This window comes from Empedobacter brevis NBRC 14943 = ATCC 43319 (assembly GCF_000382425.1).
GTDB lineage: Bacteria > Bacteroidota > Bacteroidia > Flavobacteriales > Weeksellaceae > Empedobacter > Empedobacter brevis.
The window spans coordinates 34,220-55,181 of sequence record NZ_KB908293.1 but is presented as its reverse complement, the minus strand read 5'-3'; the positions used below and the strand labels follow the sequence as shown (position 1 = coordinate 55,181).

Here is a 20,962-nt window from a genome sequence, read left to right as displayed (position 1 = left end):
CAAACATTATGAGCATTCCAAACAATTTAAAGTACAGTAAAGATCACGAGTGGATTTCTGTAGAAGGAGACGTTGCAACAATTGGTATTACAGCTTTCGCACAAGGAGAGTTAGGAGATATCGTTTATGTTGATGTGGAAACTGAAGGAGAAACTTTAGGTCAAGAAGAAGTTTTTGGAACAGTAGAAGCAGTAAAAACAGTTTCTGACTTATTTATGCCAATCAGCGGTGAAGTAGTAGAATTCAATACAGAATTAGAGGGAGAACCGGAATTAATCAATACTGATCCTTACGGAAAAGGATGGATTATCAAAGTGAAGGTTGAAGACGCATCTCAATTAGATTCTTTATTAGATGCTGCTGCTTACGGAGAATTAATCGGTGCATAAGACAAAAAAAATATTATTTTTTGCTTATGTAAGCGTTGTGTTTTATTTGACACTGCTTCCACAAGAAAATTTCTCGAAATTAGGTACGATAAAAGAATTGGAGATCTTCTTTGAGATTAATAATTTAGATAAGATTGTACATTGTGGAATGTTTGGGATGATGACGATTTTATTATTTGTCGCATACAAACTAACTAACCTTCGGTTGATGATTATTCCATTTCTGATCAGCTTTTTGATCGAAATTTTGCAAGGAATTTTAACATCACTTCATCGAAGTTTTGATTTTGTAGATTTAATGGCAAATTTATCAGGCATCACCTTAGCTTATATGGCAATTACATATTATTTACAACATAAAAAAACTCAGTAGGAATACTGAGTTTTTTGTTTTATTTCATTAATTCATCCGGAATATCACAAACAGGAATCGGAACCATTTTATGTTGATTAATTCGGTTCAATCTCGAATAGATTTCGAAAACCTCTTTTTGACGACCATCGAATTCATCAGCACTATAGCCGATATCTTTGGCTTTCATCGCCCATTCTAATTCATCATAGTTTGCTCCTAATTGATCTTCATCTGAACGATCATCTCCAAATAAACCATCGGTTGGCTTTGCTTTCTGAATGTCCGTATTGATTCCTAAAAATGCTGCAATTTGATACACCTCCGATTTCATCAAATCGGCGATTGGGCTCAAATCTACTCCACCATCACCATATTTAGTATAAAAACCGACCCCAAAATCTTCTACTTTGTTTCCTGTTCCTGCAACCAAATAATTGTGCAAACCAGCAAAATAATAAAGTGTCGTCATTCGCAGACGTGAGCGTGTATTAGCCAAAGCTAAATTGACTTTGTCTGTCGTTTCAGTTTTTGGTAAAGCCAAAACCATTGCATCAAAAGTTGTGGTTAAATCAATTTCTATAGAATCGATTGGGGAAGAAAACCTTTCTTTCAGCCATTCGATATGTCGTTTTGCTCTATCGGCTTGATTTTTTTCTTGGTGAATAGGCATTTCCAAATTTAACAGTGGATAACCTGTCATCGCACAAAGCGTAGAGGTAACGGCAGAATCTATTCCACCTGAAATTCCGATTACAAATCCTTTTTGATGTGAAGTTTCCAAATAATCTTTTAACCAGGAAACAATATATTGTACAACTTTTTCAGTTTGCATAGTTTAATAATTTATTTCAAATATAGCATTATGAAAAAAACTAAGGTTTAAAATTCTACAGATTATTTTACTATTTTTGTTAGCTAAATAACCAAACAATGAAATTTGTATATCGCTTAGCTTTTGCGAGTTTAATTTTATTTACTGCGTGCAAAAAAGAAAAATCATGGAATGTGGATGTGAAAGAGCAAAATGTTCAATTAAACATTCATGATATAAGCCAGGACTTTTTTAATGACTCTATTCCTTTAGCGACATTGAGAAAAGATTATCCTTTCTTTTTTGATGCGAAAACAGCTGATGATATATGGGAAAAGCAGCGTCGCAATAAAGAAGAATTGAATATTTATGGGCAGTCAAGAAAAATCTTTGGAAATTTTAACGAATTGAATCAATCGTTGACCCCAATGTTTCAACGTTATCAACATTATTTTCCTGAATATAAAATTCCAACAATTTACACCTATTCATCAGGACTGCAGAATTTAGATTATCCAATTATGTTTAGCCAGCAATCCGGTTTAATGTTTATTGCAATGGATGCTTATTTAGGGGCTAAAAATAAATTGTATGACAGTATTGGTGTAGAGCGTTATTTGCGTTCGAATATGGATTTGTTGCGTTTACCATCACAGGCAGTTGATGCCATTGCAAACGATATTGTTACATTTAGTCCAAGAAATCAATTATTTATCGATAAAATGATTTATGAAGGAAAGAAACTCATTTTACAAGATGCCTTGTTAACAGATACACCAGATGAATATAAGGTAGGTTATACGCCGGAACAAATTCAATGGTGCATTGCTAATGAAGGACAGATTTGGAACTTCTTTGTGGAACAAAATTATGTGTTCAGCTCTGATGTTTCTTTAGATAAACGTTTTTTGAGTACGAGTCCTTTTTCTAAATTTAATAATGAAATAGAGCAAGAATCTCCTGGGAAAATTGCAGCTTGGATTGGATTGCAAATTATTCGTCAATACATGAAAGTAAATTCAAAAGTAGAGTTAAAGGCTTTATTAGAGGATATGGATGCGCAGAAAATTTTCAAAGAATCGAAATACAAACCCGCCTTAGAAAGTAATAATTCAGCAAATTATACAACAAAAACAATAGATGGTAAAGTTTACCATTTTGTCAAATAAACTAATAAGTAGAAGTTATGAGAACAACAAATATATCTGTAGAGATTGAATTGGACGAAAATCATGTGCCGGAAAAAATGACTTGGAATGCTCCAGATGGAGGAATTAGCAACGAAGAAACAAAAGCAATGTTACTTTCTGTTTGGGATGACAAATCAAAAGAAGCTTTGCGTATTGATCTGTGGACAAAAGATATGACACAAGATGATATGAAACGTTTCTTTCACCAAATCTTAATTTCTATGTCAAGTTCTTACGAAAGAGCAACAGAAGAAAAGGAGGTAGCGGAAAGAATTGCTGCTTTTGCAGAAGAATTTGCAGTTGCTTCAAAAATTAAAGGTTAATATTGTTAACCCTATAAACTTTTAAGTCGGATTTCGTAACATTTTTGTTAGAAATTCGACTTATTTAATATCTTTAATTTTCTGACCAGAATAGTTTATGAAACGATTATTTTTTGCGCTACCTTTTTTAGCTTCAATTTATTCATTTGCTCAAGAAGAATGGACCATTGAAAAATGTATTGAATACGCTTCAAGAAATAATTTGACTGTTCAACAGAATACAATTAACCAAGAAATATTCAATAAAAACCTGGAACAAACTTACAACGCGTGGTTACCTACAGTTTCTGGTTATGTGGATAACAATTTTACAATTGGAACCTATAATCCTGTTATTGAAAAAGGCTATTATCAATTTACACATTCTTTTGGTGTACAGTCCGGTATTAACATTTATAATGGAGGAATTGTTCAGCTGAATAAAGACAAGGCTACTTTAGAGTTGGAAGCAGCAAAAGTACAAACAGCCATTACTGTAAATGATATTTCGTTGCAAATAGCAAATTACTATTTAGCTGTTTTACTGAATAAAGAATTGAAGCAGGTTGCTGTTGGAAATCTGAGTATTTCAAAACAATTGTTAGACCAGAATATCAAGAAATTTAAAGTAGGAAATGTGGCGCAATCTGTTGTCGCACAGTCAGAATCTGAAGTGGCAGCAAATACGCGTGAAGTTGTAAACGCACAGATTGAAATCGAACGTTCGTTGTTCAATCTGGCAATGTTATTGCAGTTAAATGATTATAGGAATTTTGCGGTGACGGATGTCAAAATACCTGATAATGTGACTTCTCAGTTATACAACTTGGAAGATATTGTGGAAACGGCTTATCAGAACCAACCAGCTGTAAAGCATGCAGAACTGCAGATGGATGTGGCTTCAAAAGAAACACAAATTGCCAGAACATCATTGTTCCCTAAAGTAACAGGAAGTTTTAATTTTGGAACAAATTATATGCAGTATTTTAACAAAAGATTGCGTCAAGATGCATTGTTAGAGCAATTACGTCATAATGTAACGGGAGTTTTTGGCGTAGGAGTTACAATTCCGATTTGGAACCAATATTCGTATAAAATTAATATTCAAAAAGCTTTAATCAACGAAGATTTAGTAAAAGTAAATTACTTGCAATCGAAACAAGATGTATTGAAAAACGTTCAGTCGGCTTATTTCGAAGTGAATAGTTCTTATGCGTCGTATGATTCGTCAAAAGAGGCGGTAAAATATGCTAAGATTTCGTACGACTTTGCAGAAAAATCATACCAGGCAGGTGTAATCAATTTATATGATTTTAACCGATCTCGAAATGATATGATGGTTTCAGAATCCCAAATGTTACAAGCAAAATACAACTATATTTTCAAACAAAAAGTATTGGATTTCTATGCAGGAGTTCCAATTACACTAGAAGAAAAATAACGATTAAATAACCAAGCTATAGCGACGAATGTAGCAAATTTTGGAGTCTTAGGAGGTGCTCAGTCTAAAATTGAAACAAATGCAGTACTTTCGCCGGGAACTATTTTAGACCAAAATTCAGTTGTAAATAGATTAGAGCTTGTTCAGCAGACAAATTAAAGTGATTATTTCCTTAATTCCGAAAGAAAATCATCTTACCGAACACAAGTCATCTAACTTTCGTGATGTATCTTTGCATCATGGCAACAATCTTAAATTTAGAAACTTCAACAAAAAATTGTTCAGTTTCGATTGCTAAAGATGGCATTCAACTATGTTTGGTTGAAGAAAGTGATGAAAACTATGCACACGGTGAGAAATTGAATCAGTTTGTAGACTGGTGTGTAAAAGGAGCCGAAATAAATTGGACAGATATAGATGCTGTTTGTGTATCAAAAGGTCCGGGTTCTTACACAGGTTTGCGAATTGGTGTCTCGTCTGCTAAAGGTTTCGCATACGGTTCCGATATACCGTTACTGGCTATAAATTCATTGCAGATTTTAGCTGAATCTCAATTCAATAAAGAGTTTGATTTGATCATTCCAATGATTGATGCTCGCCGAATGGAAGTGTATACCGCTTTGTTTGATAAACAAGGCAATCAATTAACAGAAACCGAAGCAAAAGTCATCGATGAAACTTCTTTTGAAGAATTGAAAGGAAAACGAATTGTCTTTGTAGGTGATGGCGCAGAGAAGTGCCGGGAAGTTTTAGGAAATTTAAATGCAACATTTGTTCAAACTTTTCCGTCAGCGAAAGATATGATTCGTGTTGCAGAAGAAAAATTTAATCAACAATCTTTTGAGGATGTAGCTTATTTCGAGCCTTATTATTTGAAAGATTTTGTGGCCGGGAAAAAGAAATCTGAATAAATATAAAAAGAGATAATTATGAAAAATCTTGTTTTGACAATCGCTTCATTGTATGGAATGATTGCGGTTATTTTAGGTGCATTTGGGGCACATGCGTTCAAGAAGATATTACCTGCAGAGAAATTAGCGAGTTTTGAAGTTGGAGTACGTTACCAAATGTATCACGCAATTGTTTTATTGGCGATTGGAATGTATTTTCACTTCAACAATGGTTTAGAACGTTCGGCTGCTTGGTGTTTGATTGCCGGAACATTTATTTTTTCTGTGAGTATCTATTTGTTGTCGTTTGCAGAACATTGGAATACGAACTTGAAATTTCTGGGACCAATTACTCCATTAGGAGGTTTATTTATGATTATCGGGTGGGGATTATTGGCTTGGATTTTTATGAAAGGAAGATAATTTTCTTTATATTTATATAATTGTTAATCAGTTATATGAGTTTTTGGAATAAATTATTGGTTGGATTATTATTTTTACTTGCAATTAATACAAAAGCACAAGATAAATTAGTATTGACCTCTCCTTTAATCTTTAAACATAGCAACTTTGAATTGAAATTGTTTAACAATCAACAATTCAAATATAAGTCTGTTTTTTATAGCTGTATTGTAGAGTTAGATAAAAATGGTAAAGAAATCAATAATGCTGATTATAGTTTTGCAGAAGGAACTTATCAAGTAAAGGATAATAAATTACTCTTAACTGTAAAATCATCAAGTGGATATTATTTCTTAGAAAAAGAATATTATTTTTTGATTCTTGATAAAAAGACTTTTTTGATATCTAATAAGGATCGAAAAAATCTCAAGGAGACAAGGATGAGAAGATCAAATAAATCTTTTCCCAATTATATTATTGATACGGATAATAGTAGAGAATATACATTCTATAAAACCGATCAAAAAGTAACTATTGAAAGATACGAAAAAGATAAAATATACCAATTGTTTAAATAAAAGAGACACTTTACGAAGTGTCTTTTTTATTTTTAATCTTTACCATTTATCATTTTCGAAACAATTCCAGAATTTTTATTGGTTTCATCGATAATAATTCCAATGAGATGAATAAGAAAGAAGAGAGGGAACCAATAAATTGCAGTTTTATGTAGCTCTTCCATAGGATCTTTGTAAGTTCCATTTCCACACATTAAATAAAATCCTGTCACAATATTAACTAGTATTAATAAATAGAAAATCATATAAATTATTCCCTGAAGTTTTTCAGATGTTGAATGGCTTTTCAAAGGATTAGGAAATCGGATTCCTTTTACTAACATATAGACAATTCGTATGGCAAAAAGACCTAAAGCGACATAAGCAAATATTTCGTGCCATTGCCACATTGGTTCTAAAGAACTTCTTCCAATTGTTTTTAAAGTAGCGTCAGAAATGTTTAAACCTTCTTTTGAAACTTCATGAGTAATTAAAGTAGAAAGATTTTTCTTGTTCATCCATTCCATTCTCAAAAAACCAGTTAAGAAAAGCATCATCATCGATATTCCGATTGTCCAATGTAATAATCGATGAGTTAAAGTAAACTTTTTCATAATTTATAGTGATTAAAAAAACCTCTCAGATTTGAGAGGTTTTTTGTTTTATTCTTTTATTCGTAATCGTCTTCGTCAAATTCAAATTCTTCAAAAGTACAGTCAATTTCAAAGGGAAGATCTCCATCAGACTCTTCTGTAAAATCTTGTACTTCACCTTTCCAGTTCAGGGTCAAAATACCTTTTTCATTTACACTGAAAGTTAATTCGTTATTTACTGTTTCGTAATCTTCCTCCGAAACATTTAACGAGGTGTAATATACTTCTACAAGTTCACCTTCTTCATCTTCTTCCTCGGCAAAACCATATGGAATAGAAACTTTTTTACCATTTAATTCCTCTACAGATTCTACATCTAAAGGAAAATCATCGATAAAGAGAGAAAGTTGTGGAAAATCATTTTGTAACGAATCTCCTTCTACATGTTCTAAGTCATCAGTTGAATGTATTTCTACCAATAAACATTTTTTATTTCCTTGAAAAACGACTTTGCATAAAGATTTTTCAATATTATAATTAAATGTTTCATCCGTGTGGAAGAACTTAATTGTTTTCATTGTTTTGTTAATGTATGTTATTAATTATGAGTACGAATATAATTAAGTTCAATTAATTATCACAAAAAATAATTGAGAAATTATATTTTTTATAAAATTAAATAAAAAAGCCGTCTATCTAGATAAACGGCTTCTATAATTTTTAATATCTATAAGACAGATTATTTTGCAGCTTCTGCAGTTGCTGTAGCTGGTTTCGCAGTTAAATCAACTTGCAATAAAACCTCGTCTTTTATAACAGAACCTCCTGCTCCAACAAAAGCAATTCCGAAATCTTTGCGGTTAATTCCGAACTCCTCAGATTTGATTGTTACTCCGTTTGCATCAACTGTAACGTTAGCTTTGAACGTAACATTTTTTGGTGTTCCACGGAAATCTAAATTTCCAGAAATCTCTGAATTGTAATCACCACCTTCCAAAGCTTTAACTCCTGTAATTTCGAAAGATGCTGTCGGGAATTTCTCAACGTCTAAGAAATCTGGCGATTTTAAGTGACCGTCCAATTTCCCTTTGCTCTCCGCATCTGCGTCTAAATCTTTAGATTCGAAAGAAGCAAAATCAGCAACAAATTTACCTGATTCTAAAACACCGTTGTTTACCTTTACAGTACCTTCTTTTAATTTCACAACTCCGTAGTGTCCTTCCTCCGGTTTGTTGATGTCATCAAAAGTTTTTCCTCCTTTCCAGTTCACAACAGATGTCGTTGTATCAACTGCAAATTCAGCAGCTCCTTCAGATGCAGTTGCTCCTTCCTGAGCTTCTGTAGCAGCTTTAGTTTCAGTTTTTCCTCCACAAGATGTTAATGCAACAGCAGAAACAACAGCTAATCCTAAAAATAATTTTTTCATATTGTTTTTTAAATTTTTTACAAAACTATAATATAAATTGATTGTTGGTATTGATTTATATCAATAAATGAAATGATTAACCAATTATTTAATATTGAATAAATCTAAATACCTTAGCCAAAAATAAGAAAATTTATTCAATCGTGCTATACGTAAAACAACTCAGTTATAATTATCCGGATTTCGAAGAAAAAGTACTTAATGGTATTGATTTTGTCGTGAAAAAAGGTGAAGTAATTAGTGTTATTGGGGAAAGCGGAAGCGGAAAATCTACTTTACTGAAATTATTATATGGTTTATTGGATTTTGAAGAAGGTGAGATTTTATATTGTAACAAAAAATTACGAGGTCCGGCTTATAACCTGATTCCGGGTCATAAAATGATGAAATATGTCGCACAGGATTATGATTTATTAGACTTTGTGACAGTAGGGGAAAATGTTGGAAAATTCTTAAGCAATTTTGATTTAGAATTTAAACAGGAACAAATTGACGAAGCACTGAATGTTATCGAAATGCTAGATTATAAGCATATTTTTCCAAATAAATTGAGTGGAGGTCAACGGCAACGAGTTTCTATTGCAAGAGCTTTAGCACAGCAACCTGAGATTTTATTGTTGGATGAACCTTTCTCTAATCTGGATCAAACATTGAAACTCACAATCAGAGAAAAAATTATGGATTGGTGTAAAGAACATCAAATTACTGTAATTTTTACGACTCACGATTTGAATGATGCCTTTTATACGTCGGATAAGATTCTGGTTTTGCAAAATGGACAGATGATTCAGTTTGATGAGGTAGAAAATGTAAGGAATTTTCCTGTTTCAGAATATGTAGCCAAGCTTTTTGGCTATGTGAATATTCTGGATGAATCAGAAAAATTAGAAATCAATTCATCTTCTAAAACTGTAATTTATCCGGAAGAAATTGCAATTACAGAGAATGGTAAATTCGAAGGAAAAGTGATTTCGTCTAAATTTCAGGGACGAGATTATTTGATTCGTTTTTCTTTTAAGAATGTAGAATTGGTTGCCTATTCTCCTCGAAAACTAACCGCAAACGAATTGTTGCAATTTGAAGTAACGAAATTTAGAGAAATTATATAAATAATTCAAGTTGAAATAATTCAACATCTCATTTCTCATTACACGATTTTGAAACGAGTTCAGTATGATAATTCTTTTAGATTAAAAAAGCGAGGTTCAAATTTTGAGCCTCGCTTTTTTAATTATTCATTCAACAAAAAGTTCAAAACCTCTGTTGTAAAATCTTTCGGATTTTCAGCATGTAACCAATGTCCTGCGTTTGCAATTTTTTTGATTTCCGCATTTGGAAAACGCTCTTTAATACTCATTTCATCTTCAGGCATGATATAGTTAGAATTTGCTCCTCCCAAAAATAAAGTTGGCCCATCAAATTTACCTTTTAACAATTCAGAACCGATCATTTCCTGGTAATATTGATCCAAAGCAGTTAAATTGAAACGGAAGGCATATTTTCCATTATCACTATGGTAAACGTTTTTCAATAAAAACTGGCGTACACCAATTTCCGGGATATATTGCTCCAAAGTAGCTTCTACATCTTTTCTTGTTTCAATTTTATCAAAATCAACTGATTTTAAGGCTTTAAAAATAGCATTATGATGAGGTTGATAAGCTTTTGGCGCCATGTCTGCAACAATCAAATGATCCAAACGATGTTGATGAAGCATGGCAAAATCAATCACAATTCTTCCTCCAAGCGAATGTCCTAAAAGATGTCCTTTTTCGATTTTATTTGCATCCATATAATTCACAATGTCTTGTGTCATTGCAGCTAAAGAAGAATCTTCGCTATGAAAGCTACGTCCATGATTACGTAAATCAATCAAATGTGTCGTAAAATATTCGCCAAAATGTTTTCCTAATGTGCTCCAATTATCCAATTGCCCGAATAGTCCATGAAAAACCAATAAATGTTTCTCACCTGAACCAACAATTTTGCTGTGTACGATTTCTGTCATTATTCTACAAATTTGCTAATTCAATTTTACGTAAATAAGCTTGTATGGTATTTTCTAAACCTAAATATAGAGCTTCAGAAATTAAAGCATGTCCAATCGAAACTTCTGCAATTTCAGGAATTTCTCGCACAAAATATTCAATATTATCCAAACTCAAATCATGTCCGGCATTTACCGCCAATCCATTTGCAATAGCTAATTTTGCAGTTTCTCTGTATGGAATAATTGCATCTAGGTTTCCCAATCCATATTGGGTAGCGAATTCTTCTGTATACAGTTCAATTCTATCTGTGCCTGTTTTTGCAGCAGCTTCCACTAAAGCAGGATTAGGGTCTAAGAAAATAGAAGTTCTGATTCCGGCGTTTTTAAATGTTTTAATTACATCCGTTAAATAATCTTGGTACTTGATTGTATCCCAACCGGCATTTGATGTAATGGCATCTTCTGCGTCAGGAACTAAGGTTACTTGTTCCGGTTTAGAATGTAAAACCAATTCCATAAAGCTGTCAATTGGCTTTCCCTCGATATTGAATTCAGTTGTTACAACAGGCTTCAGATCATAAACATCTTGGTAACGAATATGACGCTCATCCGGACGAGGGTGAATAGTAATTCCTTGCCCACCAAATTCCTGAATTTTGATTGCAGCTTCTACAAGATTTGGTGTATTTCCACCACGCGCATTACGAATAGTAGCAATCTTATTTATATTAACACTTAATTTAGTCATGATTTTGTATTATAATTTTTTAATATCAGAAAGCGAAATGCTTTGCATAATTTCCAAGTCAAATTTACGACAAGCTGTTAACAAATGGTCGAAAATATCAGATTGAATTCGTTCGAATTCTAAATTATTTGCTGATGTTGTAAAACAACTAATTTCCAATGGCATTCCAAGAGAAGAAACCGGCAGTTGTTTCACAATAATCGGATCATTTTGAGAAACGGTTTTTAAACTTTTTAAATAATTTTCCACATAAATTCTAAAAACACCAATATTGGTTAAGTTTTTACCATTAATATCGAGGTCTGAATTTTCTATGGCTCTATTGAAAAGCGTAATTTCTTCCCGTTTTTGCTGAATATAACGATGGATTAAAGTGATGTCTTCAAATCGATTCAACATGTCTTCATTACAAAACTGAAATGAATTCACATTAAATGAAACCGAACGTTTTATTTGCCTGGTTCCGGTTGCTAACATGGCCATATGATTGGTGACTTGAGATGAAACCAAATCTACTGTCGGTACAGTTGCAATAGATTTATCAAATTTTTCTATTTTAACAAGGTTAATATTAATTTCTTTTACGGTTCCTTCAATATCTCCTTTCGAAATAGTGATCCAATCTCCAACCTTTACAATTTTGGAATATGAAATTTGCAAACCCGAAACAAACCCGAAAATAGCATCGCGGAAAATTAATAAAACAGCAGCTGTTAAAGCTCCGAGAACTGTAATAATGGTATTCTTATCTACGGTAAACAAAATCATTATTCCAGAAAGAATAGAGAAAAAAGTGATGATAAATTTTAGCATTTGGCCAAAAGTTCTTACACCGACAGTGGTGTAACTATTTTCTTCATTGTAGACATCAATAATGGTATTGATGACTCTGAAAATAAGTTGTGTAAAAACAATTAAGGAAATAAGTTGTGTAATTCGTTGAACGACATGAAAAATATTTCCATCATTTTTGAACAAAATAACATTCATGCTCAGTGCAAAACTAATCGGGATGAGATGAATGGTTGAAATAAAAAATTTGTTTGTGTACAAGAATTTTACCCAGTCGTTTTCAGTAAAACGACTTACTTTTTTAATAAGAGGAATTAACGTTGCTCTTAAAAGAAAATCAATGATAAATAAAATGGCAATCCATGAAACGATTTCCAAGAAAGTAAAAAGGTTTTCAGATAAATCAATTTTAAAATATTGATTGAAAAAAAACTTTACTCCATCGGAAAATTCTTCATAAAAAGATTTATCTTGCATAGGCTGTCAATTGAGTTTGAAAATAGATTTGTTTTGTGCAAAGTTACAGTTTTAAAAATACTAAAATAATGGATAACGATAGTATACTAAATCTTATAAGCGGAATTTTATTAGTTGTGGGCTTAGTCGGAACAGTATTACCGGTGTTACCTGGTGCGCCTTTAGCATTGGCAGGTCTATTGGTTTTTAAATTTAGTGGAGATTGTAGTTACAGTTGGGGAACAATAATAATTGCAGGGCTTTTTGTGTTGATCGGAGCGCTTTTAGATTATTTGTTGCCTGCTTATATGACCAAAAAATTAGGCGGAACCAAATATGGTATCTGGGGATCTGTTATAGGATTAATTATAGGTTTGTTTTTTCCTCCAATAGGTTTTATTATTGGTCCATTTATCGGAGCATTATTAGGGGAATTAATTTTCAGTGCAGCTGAACCGAAAGCAGCTTTAAAATCAGCGTTTGGATCTTTTGTCGGTTTTATTTTAACAACAGGTTATGATGTTATTTTAACATTAATTTTTGTAGGAATATTTGTTTATCAATTAATGAATTAGTCAGATTAAATGATTGAAATTAGGTCAATAGAAAATATTTACCTATATTTGCAGAGAATTTAAAGAAATAAATGGGGGAGGGCTGGTTATAGCTCTCTTTTTCGTTGTATATGGATTCAAGTAAAGTAAAACAGCTGATAGATGAAGCAATTGCGGAAAATCCGTCATTGTTTCTAATCGATTGGAAAATCACTCCGGATGATAAAATTATAATTTTAGCAGATGGAGATGAAGGTCTTTCAGTCGAAGAAATTGTAAGAATAAGCCGACATGTAGAGCACAATCTCGATAGAGAAGAATGTGATTTTGCATTAGAGGTTTCTTCTCCTGGAGTAGGAAGTAACTTAACAATGCCCCGCCAATTTGCAAAAAATGTAGGTCGAATTTTAGAAGCCACGTTAGATGATAAAGTGATGGAAGGCGAAATTGTAGAAGCCGATGAAGAAGGTGTTACAATTTTTTGGGAAGCACGCGAGCCTAAACCAATAGGAAAAGGTAAAATTACAGTAGAACACGAAGAAAAAATAAATTACGCTGACATCAAGAAAGCGATTATAAAAGTCACCTTTTAAAAAATTAAAGTTTAATGGACAATCTTGCATTAATTGAATCTTTTGGAGATTTTAAAGACGATAAGAACATCGACCGTATTACGCTGATGGCAATCTTAGAAGAAACCTTAAAAAGTGTTTTGAAAAAGAAATATGGAACAGATGATAACTTTGATATTATTGTAAATCCTGATAAAGGAGACTTAGAGATTTGGCATAACCGTATCGTAGTAGAAGACGGTTTTTCTGAAGATGATGCAACGGATATCGAATTGTCTGAAGCACGTAAAATAGAGCCAGATTTCGAAGTAGGTGAAGAAGTATCGGAAAAAATTCCGATCGAAGCATTAGGTCGTCGTGCCATTTTAACTTTGCGCCAAACATTGGTGTCTAAAGTTATGGAGCATGATAACTCTAATTTATATGAGAAATTTAAAGGATTAATTGGAGAAGTTGTTTCGGGAGAAATCCATTATGTACGTCACAAGCAAGTGATTATTATGGATGACGAACAAAATGAAATGATTTTACCAAAAGAAAATCAAATACCATCAGATTTTTTCAGAAAAGGAGACACTTTGCGTGCTGTTGTAGATGACGTAAAATTGAGAGGAGCAAAACCTCAAATTATTTTATCAAGAACATCACCAAAATTTTTAGAGAAATTATTTGAACAAGAAATTCCAGAAATTTTAGACGGATTAATTACCATCAAAAATGTGGTTCGTATTCCAGGAGATAAAGCAAAGGTTGCCGTAGAATCTTATGATGACCGTATTGATCCGGTTGGAGCTTGTGTGGGAATGAAAGGATCTCGTATTCATTCTATTGTACGTGAATTGCGTAACGAGAACATCGATGTGATTAATTACACAAACAATCAAAGCTTATTTATTCAACGTGCTTTAAGCCCAGCTAAAATTTCGAATATCGAAATTAACGAAGAAGAAAACAAAGCCTTAGTTTACGTAAATGCAGACGAAGTATCGAAAGCAATTGGTAAAGGAGGTTACAATGTTCGTTTAGCTTCTAAGTTAGTTGGAATGGAAATTGATATTTTTAGAGAAGGAGCCCAAGACGAGGATGTAGAATTATCAGAATTCTCAGACGAAATCGATGCATGGGTAATCGAAGCATTTAGTGCTATCGGGTTAGATACTGCCAAAAGTATTTTGGAACAAGATGTAGATGACTTAATCAAACGTACGGATCTGGAAGAGGAAACTATTTTAGACGTTATCCGTGTGTTAAAAGAAGAGTTTGAAGATTAATTCACACTCAAGTCATAAACAATTCATACATTTGCAAACATTAAAATAAGAGATTAGCTTCATATGTCGGAAACAATAAGATTAAGTAAAGTATTAAAAGAATTAAATATATCAATAGATAGAGCTGTTGACTTTTTAGAAGGGAGAGGAAAAACTGTAGAGAAAAACCCGAACTCTAAAATCGATGTGCCAACTTATGATATTTTAGTTAATGAGTTCCGATCTGATGCTAAACAAAAGCAAGCTTCCGGTGAAGTAGTCATTAACAAAATTTCGGATATCAAAGCTGCTGAGAAAAAAGAAGCAGAAGCAAAAGCTGCAACAGAAAAACCAGTAGAAAAGAAACCTGAAATTATCGAAACGACGAAAGTTGAATTGGAAGGACCAAAGACTGTTGGTAAAATAGACTTAGATGCTTTAAAACCAAAAGCCAAAGAAGTAAAACCTGAGGCTAAGGAAGAAGTGAAAAAAGAAGAAATCAAGAAAGAAGAAGCTCCAAAGGAGGAAATCAAAACTGAATCAAAAGAGGAAGTAAGAGGTCCGAAAGTGATTAAAGTAATCGATCTTGATAAAATAAATAATACAGGAAAACCTAAAAAACAAGATTCTCCGGCTCCTAAAAAAGAGCAAGCAGAACCTAAAAAGGCGGAAGCACCTAAGGCGGAAGTTAAAAAAGAGGTGAAGAAAGAAGAACCTAAAAAGGTGGAAGAGGTTAAAAAACCTGAAGTAAAAACGGAAGCGAAGCCTGAAGTGAAGAAAGAAGAAATTGAAGAAGTAGCAGCAGTTGAACCTCAAAAAATTGAAACTGTCTACACAAAATTAGACGGCCCTAATTTTACAGGTGCAAAAATTGACTTATCTAAATTCGATAAGAAAAAATCTGACGATAAAAAAGGAAATCAGAAAGGTGCAAATAATGCTGCTGATAAGAAAAAGCGCAAACGTATCCAGAAAAATGTGAAACCTGAAGATGTTGCTAAATCTGGTGAAAACGGAGGAAACAATAATCGTCAAGGTGGAAATAATAACCACGCTGGAGGGAACAATAACAACCGCCAAGGTGGGAATAACAACCACGGAGGCGGGAATAATAACCGTCAAGGACAAGGTGGTCAAGGAGGAAACCGCCAAGGTGGTCAAGGAGGAAATCGCCAGGGAGGCCAAGGAGGAAACCGTCAAGGACAAGGTGGTGGAAACTTTAGAGGTGGAAATAACCGTGGACCGAGAGTTCCTCAGGTAGAGCTTTCTGACGAAGATGTTAAAAAACAAATTAAAGACACTTTAGATAAACTTACCAATAAAGGAAAAGGATCTAAAGGAGCGAAACATAGAAGAGATAAGCGTAAAGAACGTCGTGAGTTTGCTGAGCAAGAGCAAGAAGCAATGGACATGGACAAAACATTACAAGTAACAGAATTTGTTACGGTTAATGAATTGGCATCGTTAATGGATGTTTCTGTTACAGAAGTTATTTCTGCTTGTATGGCTTTGGGAATTATGGTAACAATGAACCAACGCCTGGAAGCTGATACAATTCAATTAGTTGCCGATGATTTCGGATTTGAAGCTGTATTTGCTAATGCCGAAGAGGAAATCTCAACAGAAGAGGAAGAAATTGATAACCCGGAAGATTTAGTTAGTCGTGCGCCAATTGTCACTGTAATGGGACACGTTGACCACGGTAAGACATCTTTATTAGATTATGTTCGTAAGGCAAATGTAATTGCCGGAGAATCAGGAGGTATTACACAGCATATTGGTGCGTACAATGTAACTTTACCTAGTGGTAAACGTGTAGCATTTTTAGATACGCCTGGTCACGAAGCCTTTACAGCGATGCGTGCTCGTGGAGCTCAGGTAACCGATATTGCAATTATTGTAATTGCAGCCGATGATCAAATCATGCCGCAAACCCGTGAGGCTATTTCTCACGCACAAGCAGCAGGAGTACCAATGGTATTTGCAATTAATAAAGTAGATAAGCCTGCAGCTAATCCGGAAAAAGTAAAAGAGCAATTGGCTCAAATGAATTTATTGGTTGAAGATTGGGGAGGAACTTATCAGTCTCAAGAGATTTCAGCAAAATCTGGTTTAGGAGTTGAAGATTTATTGGAAAAAGTTTTATTAGAAGCTGAAGTACTGGATCTTAAAGCGAATCCAACACGTAAAGCATCTGGTACAGTGGTAGAAGCTGCATTAGATAAAGGACGTGGATATGTTTCTACAATTATTGTACAAACTGGGACATTACATATTGGAGATTATGTGTTAGCAGGATCTCATCATGGTAAAGTTCGTGCAATGTTAGATGAACGTGGTAACAATGTAAAAGTTGCAGGACCGTCTACACCGGTTACAATCTTAGGTTTAGCAGGAGCCCCAACAGCAGGTGATAAATTTAAAGTTTATGAGGACGAACGTGAAGCGAAACAAATTGCATCTCGTAGAGATCAATTGCAGCGTGAGCAAACGATCCGTACACAAAAACACATTACGCTTGATGAAATTGGACGTCGTATTGCTTTAGGAGATTTCAAAGAATTAAATATTATCTTGAAAGGAGATGTGGATGGATCTGTGGAAGCATTAACAGATTCGTTACAAAAATTATCTACAGAAGAGATTATTGTTAATATCTTACATAAAGGTGTCGGACAAATTACAGAATCTGATGTATTGTTAGCATCTGCATCTGATGCGATTATTATTGGATTTAATGTTCGTCCTGGTAGCTCTGCTCGTGATATTGCAGATAAAGAAGAAGTTGAAATTAGAACATACTCTATTATCTATGCTGCTATCGAAGAGATCAAAGAAGCAATGGAAGGAATGTTATCGCCGGAATTGAAAGAGCAAGTAACGGGTAATATTGAAGTTCGTGAAACATTCAAAGTAACAAAAGTCGGTACAATTGCCGGATGTATGGTACTTGATGGTAAAGTTTACAGAAACTCTAAAATTCGCATTATCCGTGATGGTGTTGTAATTCATGATGGAGAATTGGCTTCATTGAAACGTTTCAAAGATGATGTGAAAGAAGTGAACAAAGGTTACGAATGTGGTCTTAACATCAAAAACTTCAACGACATTCAAGTAGGTGATATTATCGAAGCTTACGAAACTGTAGAGGTTAAAAAGAAATTGAAATAATCAATTCATATAAATTTTTAAAAGGAGCTCAATTGAGCTCCTTTTTTTATTGAAAAAAAATCTAATTTTATAATTTTCTATTTGTTATAATTGAATTTTATCCTAATTTATTGATTTTTAACAGGATTAAATTATGATTTCACTGTTATTTAAAGTTTTCTTTTATTTTATTTAATGGAGACTTTTTTTATTTCCTATAAAGTCTATAAATTTGCTAGACTTTTAAAAATAAAAAATGAATAAGAAATTCGACTCACTCAAAAAAATATTTTTTCTTACAGCCTTATTCGGAGGAACATTTTTGTTTGCTCAAACCAAAGTAACAGGTACTGTTGAAGATGTTAATGGACCTATAGACAATGCAACTGTAAATGTAAAAGGAACTAATATTACAACTACGACAGATGTAAATGGTTTGTACCAATTAGTTCTTGAACCTGGAAAATATGAAATTATCGTGTCTAAGATTGGAGAGCCTACCTCAACACAAACGCTTGATGTGCTGGATGAAAATGAAGTTTCATTAGATTTCTTTCTTCAATCAATTGATACAGAAACTGATCTTAGTGAAGTTGTGCTGATTGGATCTCGTAGCGTTGGCCGTACTCAACTGGACTCATCAACTCCAATAGACGTTATTGATATCAAAGAGGTAACAAAAGACGTTGGGCAAGTATCGTTGAATCAAATTTTAAATTATGTAGCACCATCTTTTAGTTCAAATACACAAGTTATTTCAGATGGTACCGATCACATTGATCCAGCTTCTTTAAGAGGACTTGGGCCAGATCAGGTTCTGGTTTTAATCAACGGAAAACGTCGTCATACAACATCCTTGGTGAACATCAACGGTTCGTTTGGTAAAGGTTCTGTAGGAACAGATTTAAATGCAATTCCAACTTCTGCTATCAAACGAATAGAGATCCTTCGTGATGGTGCAGCTGCACAATATGGTTCTGATGCTATTGCCGGAGTAATTAATATTGTCCTAGAAGATTCAACGGATAAATTACGGGCATCAATTTCATATGGAGGAAATCTTTCTAAAAATGCAGAAGATAGTTTTGATGGTGAAACATTTCAGGCAAATGTAAATTATGGGGTGAAAGTTGGCGAAAAAGGAGGATTTGTAAATGTTGCAGGTTCTTATGATAAGCGTCAACCATTTAATCGTCAAAAAGAATTTACGGGTACTATTTTCTCTGATTATAATCGTACTGATTTGTATCCAAATCCAACAGGAAAAGATATAACTGAAGAGGAATTAGCGCGTCGTGGTCAAACACGTGGTGACTATGTTTCACGTATTGGACAATCAAAAAATGAAGGAGGGGCGGTTTTTATTAATTCACTTTTCCCGGTTTCTGAAAAAACGGAGGTCTATGCTTTTGGAGGATTAAATTATCGTTTGGGAGAATCTGCGGCGTTTCGTCGTCAGCCGGCTCAATTGCACCAAACAGTTGCATCCATTTTTCCAAACGGTTATTTACCTTTAATTGAAACAAATAATTATGATCGGTCTTTGGCTGCGGGAGTTCGTAGTGAAATCAATGGATGGAAAGTAGATTTTTCTAATACGTACGGAAATAATAGTATCGATTTTGGAGTAAAGAATACAGTAAATGCATCCATGAGAGATGCTTCACCAACTTCTTTTGAAGCTGGTGGATATCGCTTTACTCAAAATACAACCAATTTAGATTTTACACGTTTTTTTGATGATGCTCTAGCGGGAATTAATGTTGCATTTGGAACAGAATTCCGTTACGAGAATTATCAAATTCTTGCAGGTGAAGAAGCTTCTTATGCTAATTATGGAAAAGTAAGACAAATTGGTGTAGATGGAAATGGAAGCCCAATTTATATTCCGGATTTTAACGGGAACATCAATACGTTATTTGCAGCAAATGGTACAGCTTTAGCAGGAGGAGCACAAGCATTTCCAGGATTTTTGCCGGCAAATGAAGTGAATGCAAAACGTCATTCTGTCGCAGCATATTTGGATACAGAATTTAATTTTACCAAAAACTTCTTGGTTGCCGGAGCACTTCGTTACGAGGATTATTCAGATTTTGGTTCAACATTGAACGGAAAAATTTCGACACGTTATAAATTAGGAAATTATGTATTGAGAGCAGCCGCAAGTACAGGATTTAGAGCTCCGTCTTTGCATCAACTATATTTTAGTGCAACATCCAGTGTCTTCCAGGAAGGTGTAATCTCAAATTCAGGAACATTTACTAACGACAGTCGTGCAGCCAAATTATTAGGAATTCCACAATTGAGCGAAGAAAAATCGAAAAGTGTTTCGGCCGGAGTTACAGCAAATTGGGGAAAATTCAAATTGAGTGTTGACGGTTACTTCATTCGAATTGATGACAGGGTAATCTATACAGGAGCATTTACAGGAAGCAATTCTGCGACTGCTTCTGCTCAGGATAAAGAAATTTACGAATTATTACAACAAGCAAATGCAACTTCTGCTCGTTTCTTTGCAAATGCAATTGATACGGAAACAAAGGGATTGGACATTGTTTTAACGTACCAAGATCGCATAGGAACAGGGAAATTACGCGGAGATTTATCTGCAACATTTAGTAAAACAAACGTTGTTGGGGATGTACATGCCTCTGATTTGTTGAAAGGAAAAGAATCAACTTATTTTGATCGTTCAAGTAGGATTTATTTAGAATCTGCCATTCCACGTACAAAAATTAATTTATCATTGAATTATTCATTGGATAAATGGAATGTCTATTTGCGAAATGTTTATTTCGGTGAAGTTGATGCTGCTACAAATACACTAGCAGATGCACAAACATATAGTTCAAAAGTTGTAACGGATTTGAGTTTTGGTTATGCTTTCAACAAAAATATTTCGTTAACTGTGGGAGCAAATAATTTGTTTGATATCTATCCTGATGAAACAAGAATCGGAGGAAATAGAGGAGCGGGATACTTTGTGTATTCACGCACCGGACAACAATTCGGAACAGGAGGACGATTTGCATTTGCACGTTTATCATTAAGTTTATAATTGAAATAGTTTTTATATTTTACCAAATCTTTATCA

At 33.8% G+C, this 20,962-nt stretch carries 21 protein-coding genes; 14 read left to right on the top strand and 7 right to left on the bottom strand.

Annotated features, from left to right (window positions below; translation table 11 throughout):
• The first annotated feature begins 8 nt into the window (after positions 1–8).
• Both gcvH and H277_RS0105640 read left to right on the top strand, forming a co-directional pair.
• The gene (gene gcvH, locus H277_RS0105645; RefSeq protein WP_019974614.1) at positions 9–389 is read left to right on the top strand and encodes a glycine cleavage system protein GcvH; all 381 of its coding nucleotides are present in this window, start codon (positions 9–11) and stop codon (positions 387–389) included.
• On the top strand, positions 382–762 hold the full coding sequence (locus H277_RS0105640) for a VanZ family protein (RefSeq protein WP_019974613.1): 381 nt from the start codon (positions 382–384) through the stop codon (positions 760–762). Before gcvH ends, H277_RS0105640 begins: the two co-directional genes overlap by 8 nt.
• A gap of 19 nt (positions 763–781) precedes the next feature.
• Here the strand turns inward: H277_RS0105640 and nadE are convergent, their stop codons facing one another.
• Positions 782–1,576, bottom strand: a complete 795-nt coding sequence (nadE, locus tag H277_RS0105635) for an NAD(+) synthase (RefSeq protein ID WP_019974612.1) — start codon at positions 1,574–1,576, stop codon at positions 782–784.
• 98 nt (positions 1,577–1,674) lie between these two features.
• On the opposite strand from nadE, the gene gldB reads away from it, so the two are divergent.
• From gldB to H277_RS0105605, 6 genes are all read left to right on the top strand, one after another.
• Positions 1,675–2,724, top strand: coding sequence for a gliding motility lipoprotein GldB (gldB, locus tag H277_RS0105630; protein ID WP_019974611.1), 1,050 nt, complete (start codon positions 1,675–1,677; stop codon positions 2,722–2,724).
• Positions 2,725–2,741: 17 nt separating this feature from the next.
• Positions 2,742–3,068, top strand: coding sequence for a gliding motility protein GldC (gene gldC, locus H277_RS0105625; RefSeq protein WP_019974610.1), 327 nt, complete (start codon positions 2,742–2,744; stop codon positions 3,066–3,068).
• Between the two features lie 97 nt (positions 3,069–3,165).
• Positions 3,166–4,488, top strand: coding sequence for a TolC family protein (locus H277_RS0105620; RefSeq protein WP_019974609.1), 1,323 nt, complete (start codon positions 3,166–3,168; stop codon positions 4,486–4,488).
• 239 nt (positions 4,489–4,727) lie between these two features.
• Positions 4,728–5,399, top strand: coding sequence for a tRNA (adenosine(37)-N6)-threonylcarbamoyltransferase complex dimerization subunit type 1 TsaB (tsaB, locus tag H277_RS0105615; RefSeq protein WP_019974608.1), 672 nt, complete (start codon positions 4,728–4,730; stop codon positions 5,397–5,399).
• Positions 5,400–5,417: 18 nt separating this feature from the next.
• A complete protein-coding gene (locus H277_RS0105610; protein ID WP_026357427.1) occupies positions 5,418–5,801 on the top strand; it encodes a DUF423 domain-containing protein in 384 nt (127 codons plus the stop codon).
• A gap of 35 nt (positions 5,802–5,836) precedes the next feature.
• A complete protein-coding gene (locus tag H277_RS0105605) occupies positions 5,837–6,358 on the top strand; it encodes a hypothetical protein (protein WP_019974606.1) in 522 nt (173 codons plus the stop codon).
• Between the two features lie 32 nt (positions 6,359–6,390).
• Here the strand turns inward: H277_RS0105605 and H277_RS0105600 are convergent, their stop codons facing one another.
• From H277_RS0105600 to H277_RS18685, 3 genes are all read right to left on the bottom strand, one after another.
• Positions 6,391–6,951 carry a cytochrome b/b6 domain-containing protein gene (locus H277_RS0105600; RefSeq protein ID WP_019974605.1) on the bottom strand — a complete coding sequence of 187 codons (561 nt, stop codon included), beginning with the start codon at positions 6,949–6,951 and terminating at the stop codon, positions 6,391–6,393.
• Positions 6,952–7,007: 56 nt separating this feature from the next.
• A complete protein-coding gene (locus H277_RS0105595) occupies positions 7,008–7,508 on the bottom strand; it encodes a hypothetical protein (RefSeq protein WP_019974604.1) in 501 nt (166 codons plus the stop codon).
• A 161-nt stretch (positions 7,509–7,669) separates the two neighbouring features.
• On the bottom strand, positions 7,670–8,356 hold the full coding sequence (locus H277_RS18685) for a YceI family protein (protein WP_019974603.1): 687 nt from the start codon (positions 8,354–8,356) through the stop codon (positions 7,670–7,672).
• Between the two features lie 143 nt (positions 8,357–8,499).
• Here H277_RS18685 and H277_RS0105585 point away from each other — a divergent pair, with 143 nt between their 5' ends.
• Positions 8,500–9,465 carry an ABC transporter ATP-binding protein gene (locus tag H277_RS0105585; RefSeq protein ID WP_019974602.1) on the top strand — a complete coding sequence of 322 codons (966 nt, stop codon included), beginning with the start codon at positions 8,500–8,502 and terminating at the stop codon, positions 9,463–9,465.
• A 122-nt stretch (positions 9,466–9,587) separates the two neighbouring features.
• On the opposite strand, the gene H277_RS0105580 is transcribed toward H277_RS0105585, so the two are convergent.
• From H277_RS0105580 to H277_RS0105570, 3 genes are read right to left on the bottom strand one after another with little or no spacing between them, the layout of a single operon-like run.
• On the bottom strand, positions 9,588–10,364 hold the full coding sequence (locus tag H277_RS0105580) for an alpha/beta fold hydrolase (protein WP_019974601.1): 777 nt from the start codon (positions 10,362–10,364) through the stop codon (positions 9,588–9,590).
• Between the two features lie 4 nt (positions 10,365–10,368).
• Positions 10,369–11,094, bottom strand: a complete 726-nt coding sequence (locus H277_RS0105575; protein WP_019974600.1) for a pyridoxine 5'-phosphate synthase — start codon at positions 11,092–11,094, stop codon at positions 10,369–10,371.
• Between the two features lie 9 nt (positions 11,095–11,103).
• Positions 11,104–12,363 carry a mechanosensitive ion channel family protein gene (locus tag H277_RS0105570; RefSeq protein WP_019974599.1) on the bottom strand — a complete coding sequence of 420 codons (1,260 nt, stop codon included), beginning with the start codon at positions 12,361–12,363 and terminating at the stop codon, positions 11,104–11,106.
• 68 nt (positions 12,364–12,431) lie between these two features.
• On the opposite strand from H277_RS0105570, the gene H277_RS0105565 reads away from it, so the two are divergent.
• From H277_RS0105565 to H277_RS0105545, 5 genes are all read left to right on the top strand, one after another.
• On the top strand, positions 12,432–12,917 hold the full coding sequence (locus H277_RS0105565; protein ID WP_019974598.1) for a DUF456 domain-containing protein: 486 nt from the start codon (positions 12,432–12,434) through the stop codon (positions 12,915–12,917).
• A gap of 110 nt (positions 12,918–13,027) precedes the next feature.
• Positions 13,028–13,489 (top strand): ribosome assembly cofactor RimP, encoded by a 462-nt coding sequence (gene rimP / locus H277_RS0105560; protein ID WP_019974597.1) that lies wholly within the window; start codon positions 13,028–13,030, stop codon positions 13,487–13,489.
• A gap of 14 nt (positions 13,490–13,503) precedes the next feature.
• Entirely contained in the window at positions 13,504–14,739 is a 1,236-nt protein-coding gene (gene nusA, locus H277_RS0105555) for a transcription termination factor NusA (protein ID WP_019974596.1), read from the top strand.
• A gap of 63 nt (positions 14,740–14,802) precedes the next feature.
• Positions 14,803–17,889 carry a translation initiation factor IF-2 gene (infB, locus tag H277_RS0105550; RefSeq protein WP_019974595.1) on the top strand — a complete coding sequence of 1,029 codons (3,087 nt, stop codon included), beginning with the start codon at positions 14,803–14,805 and terminating at the stop codon, positions 17,887–17,889.
• A 235-nt stretch (positions 17,890–18,124) separates the two neighbouring features.
• A complete protein-coding gene (locus H277_RS0105545; RefSeq protein ID WP_019974594.1) occupies positions 18,125–20,926 on the top strand; it encodes a TonB-dependent receptor in 2,802 nt (933 codons plus the stop codon).
• The last annotated feature ends 36 nt before the right edge of the window (positions 20,927–20,962 follow it).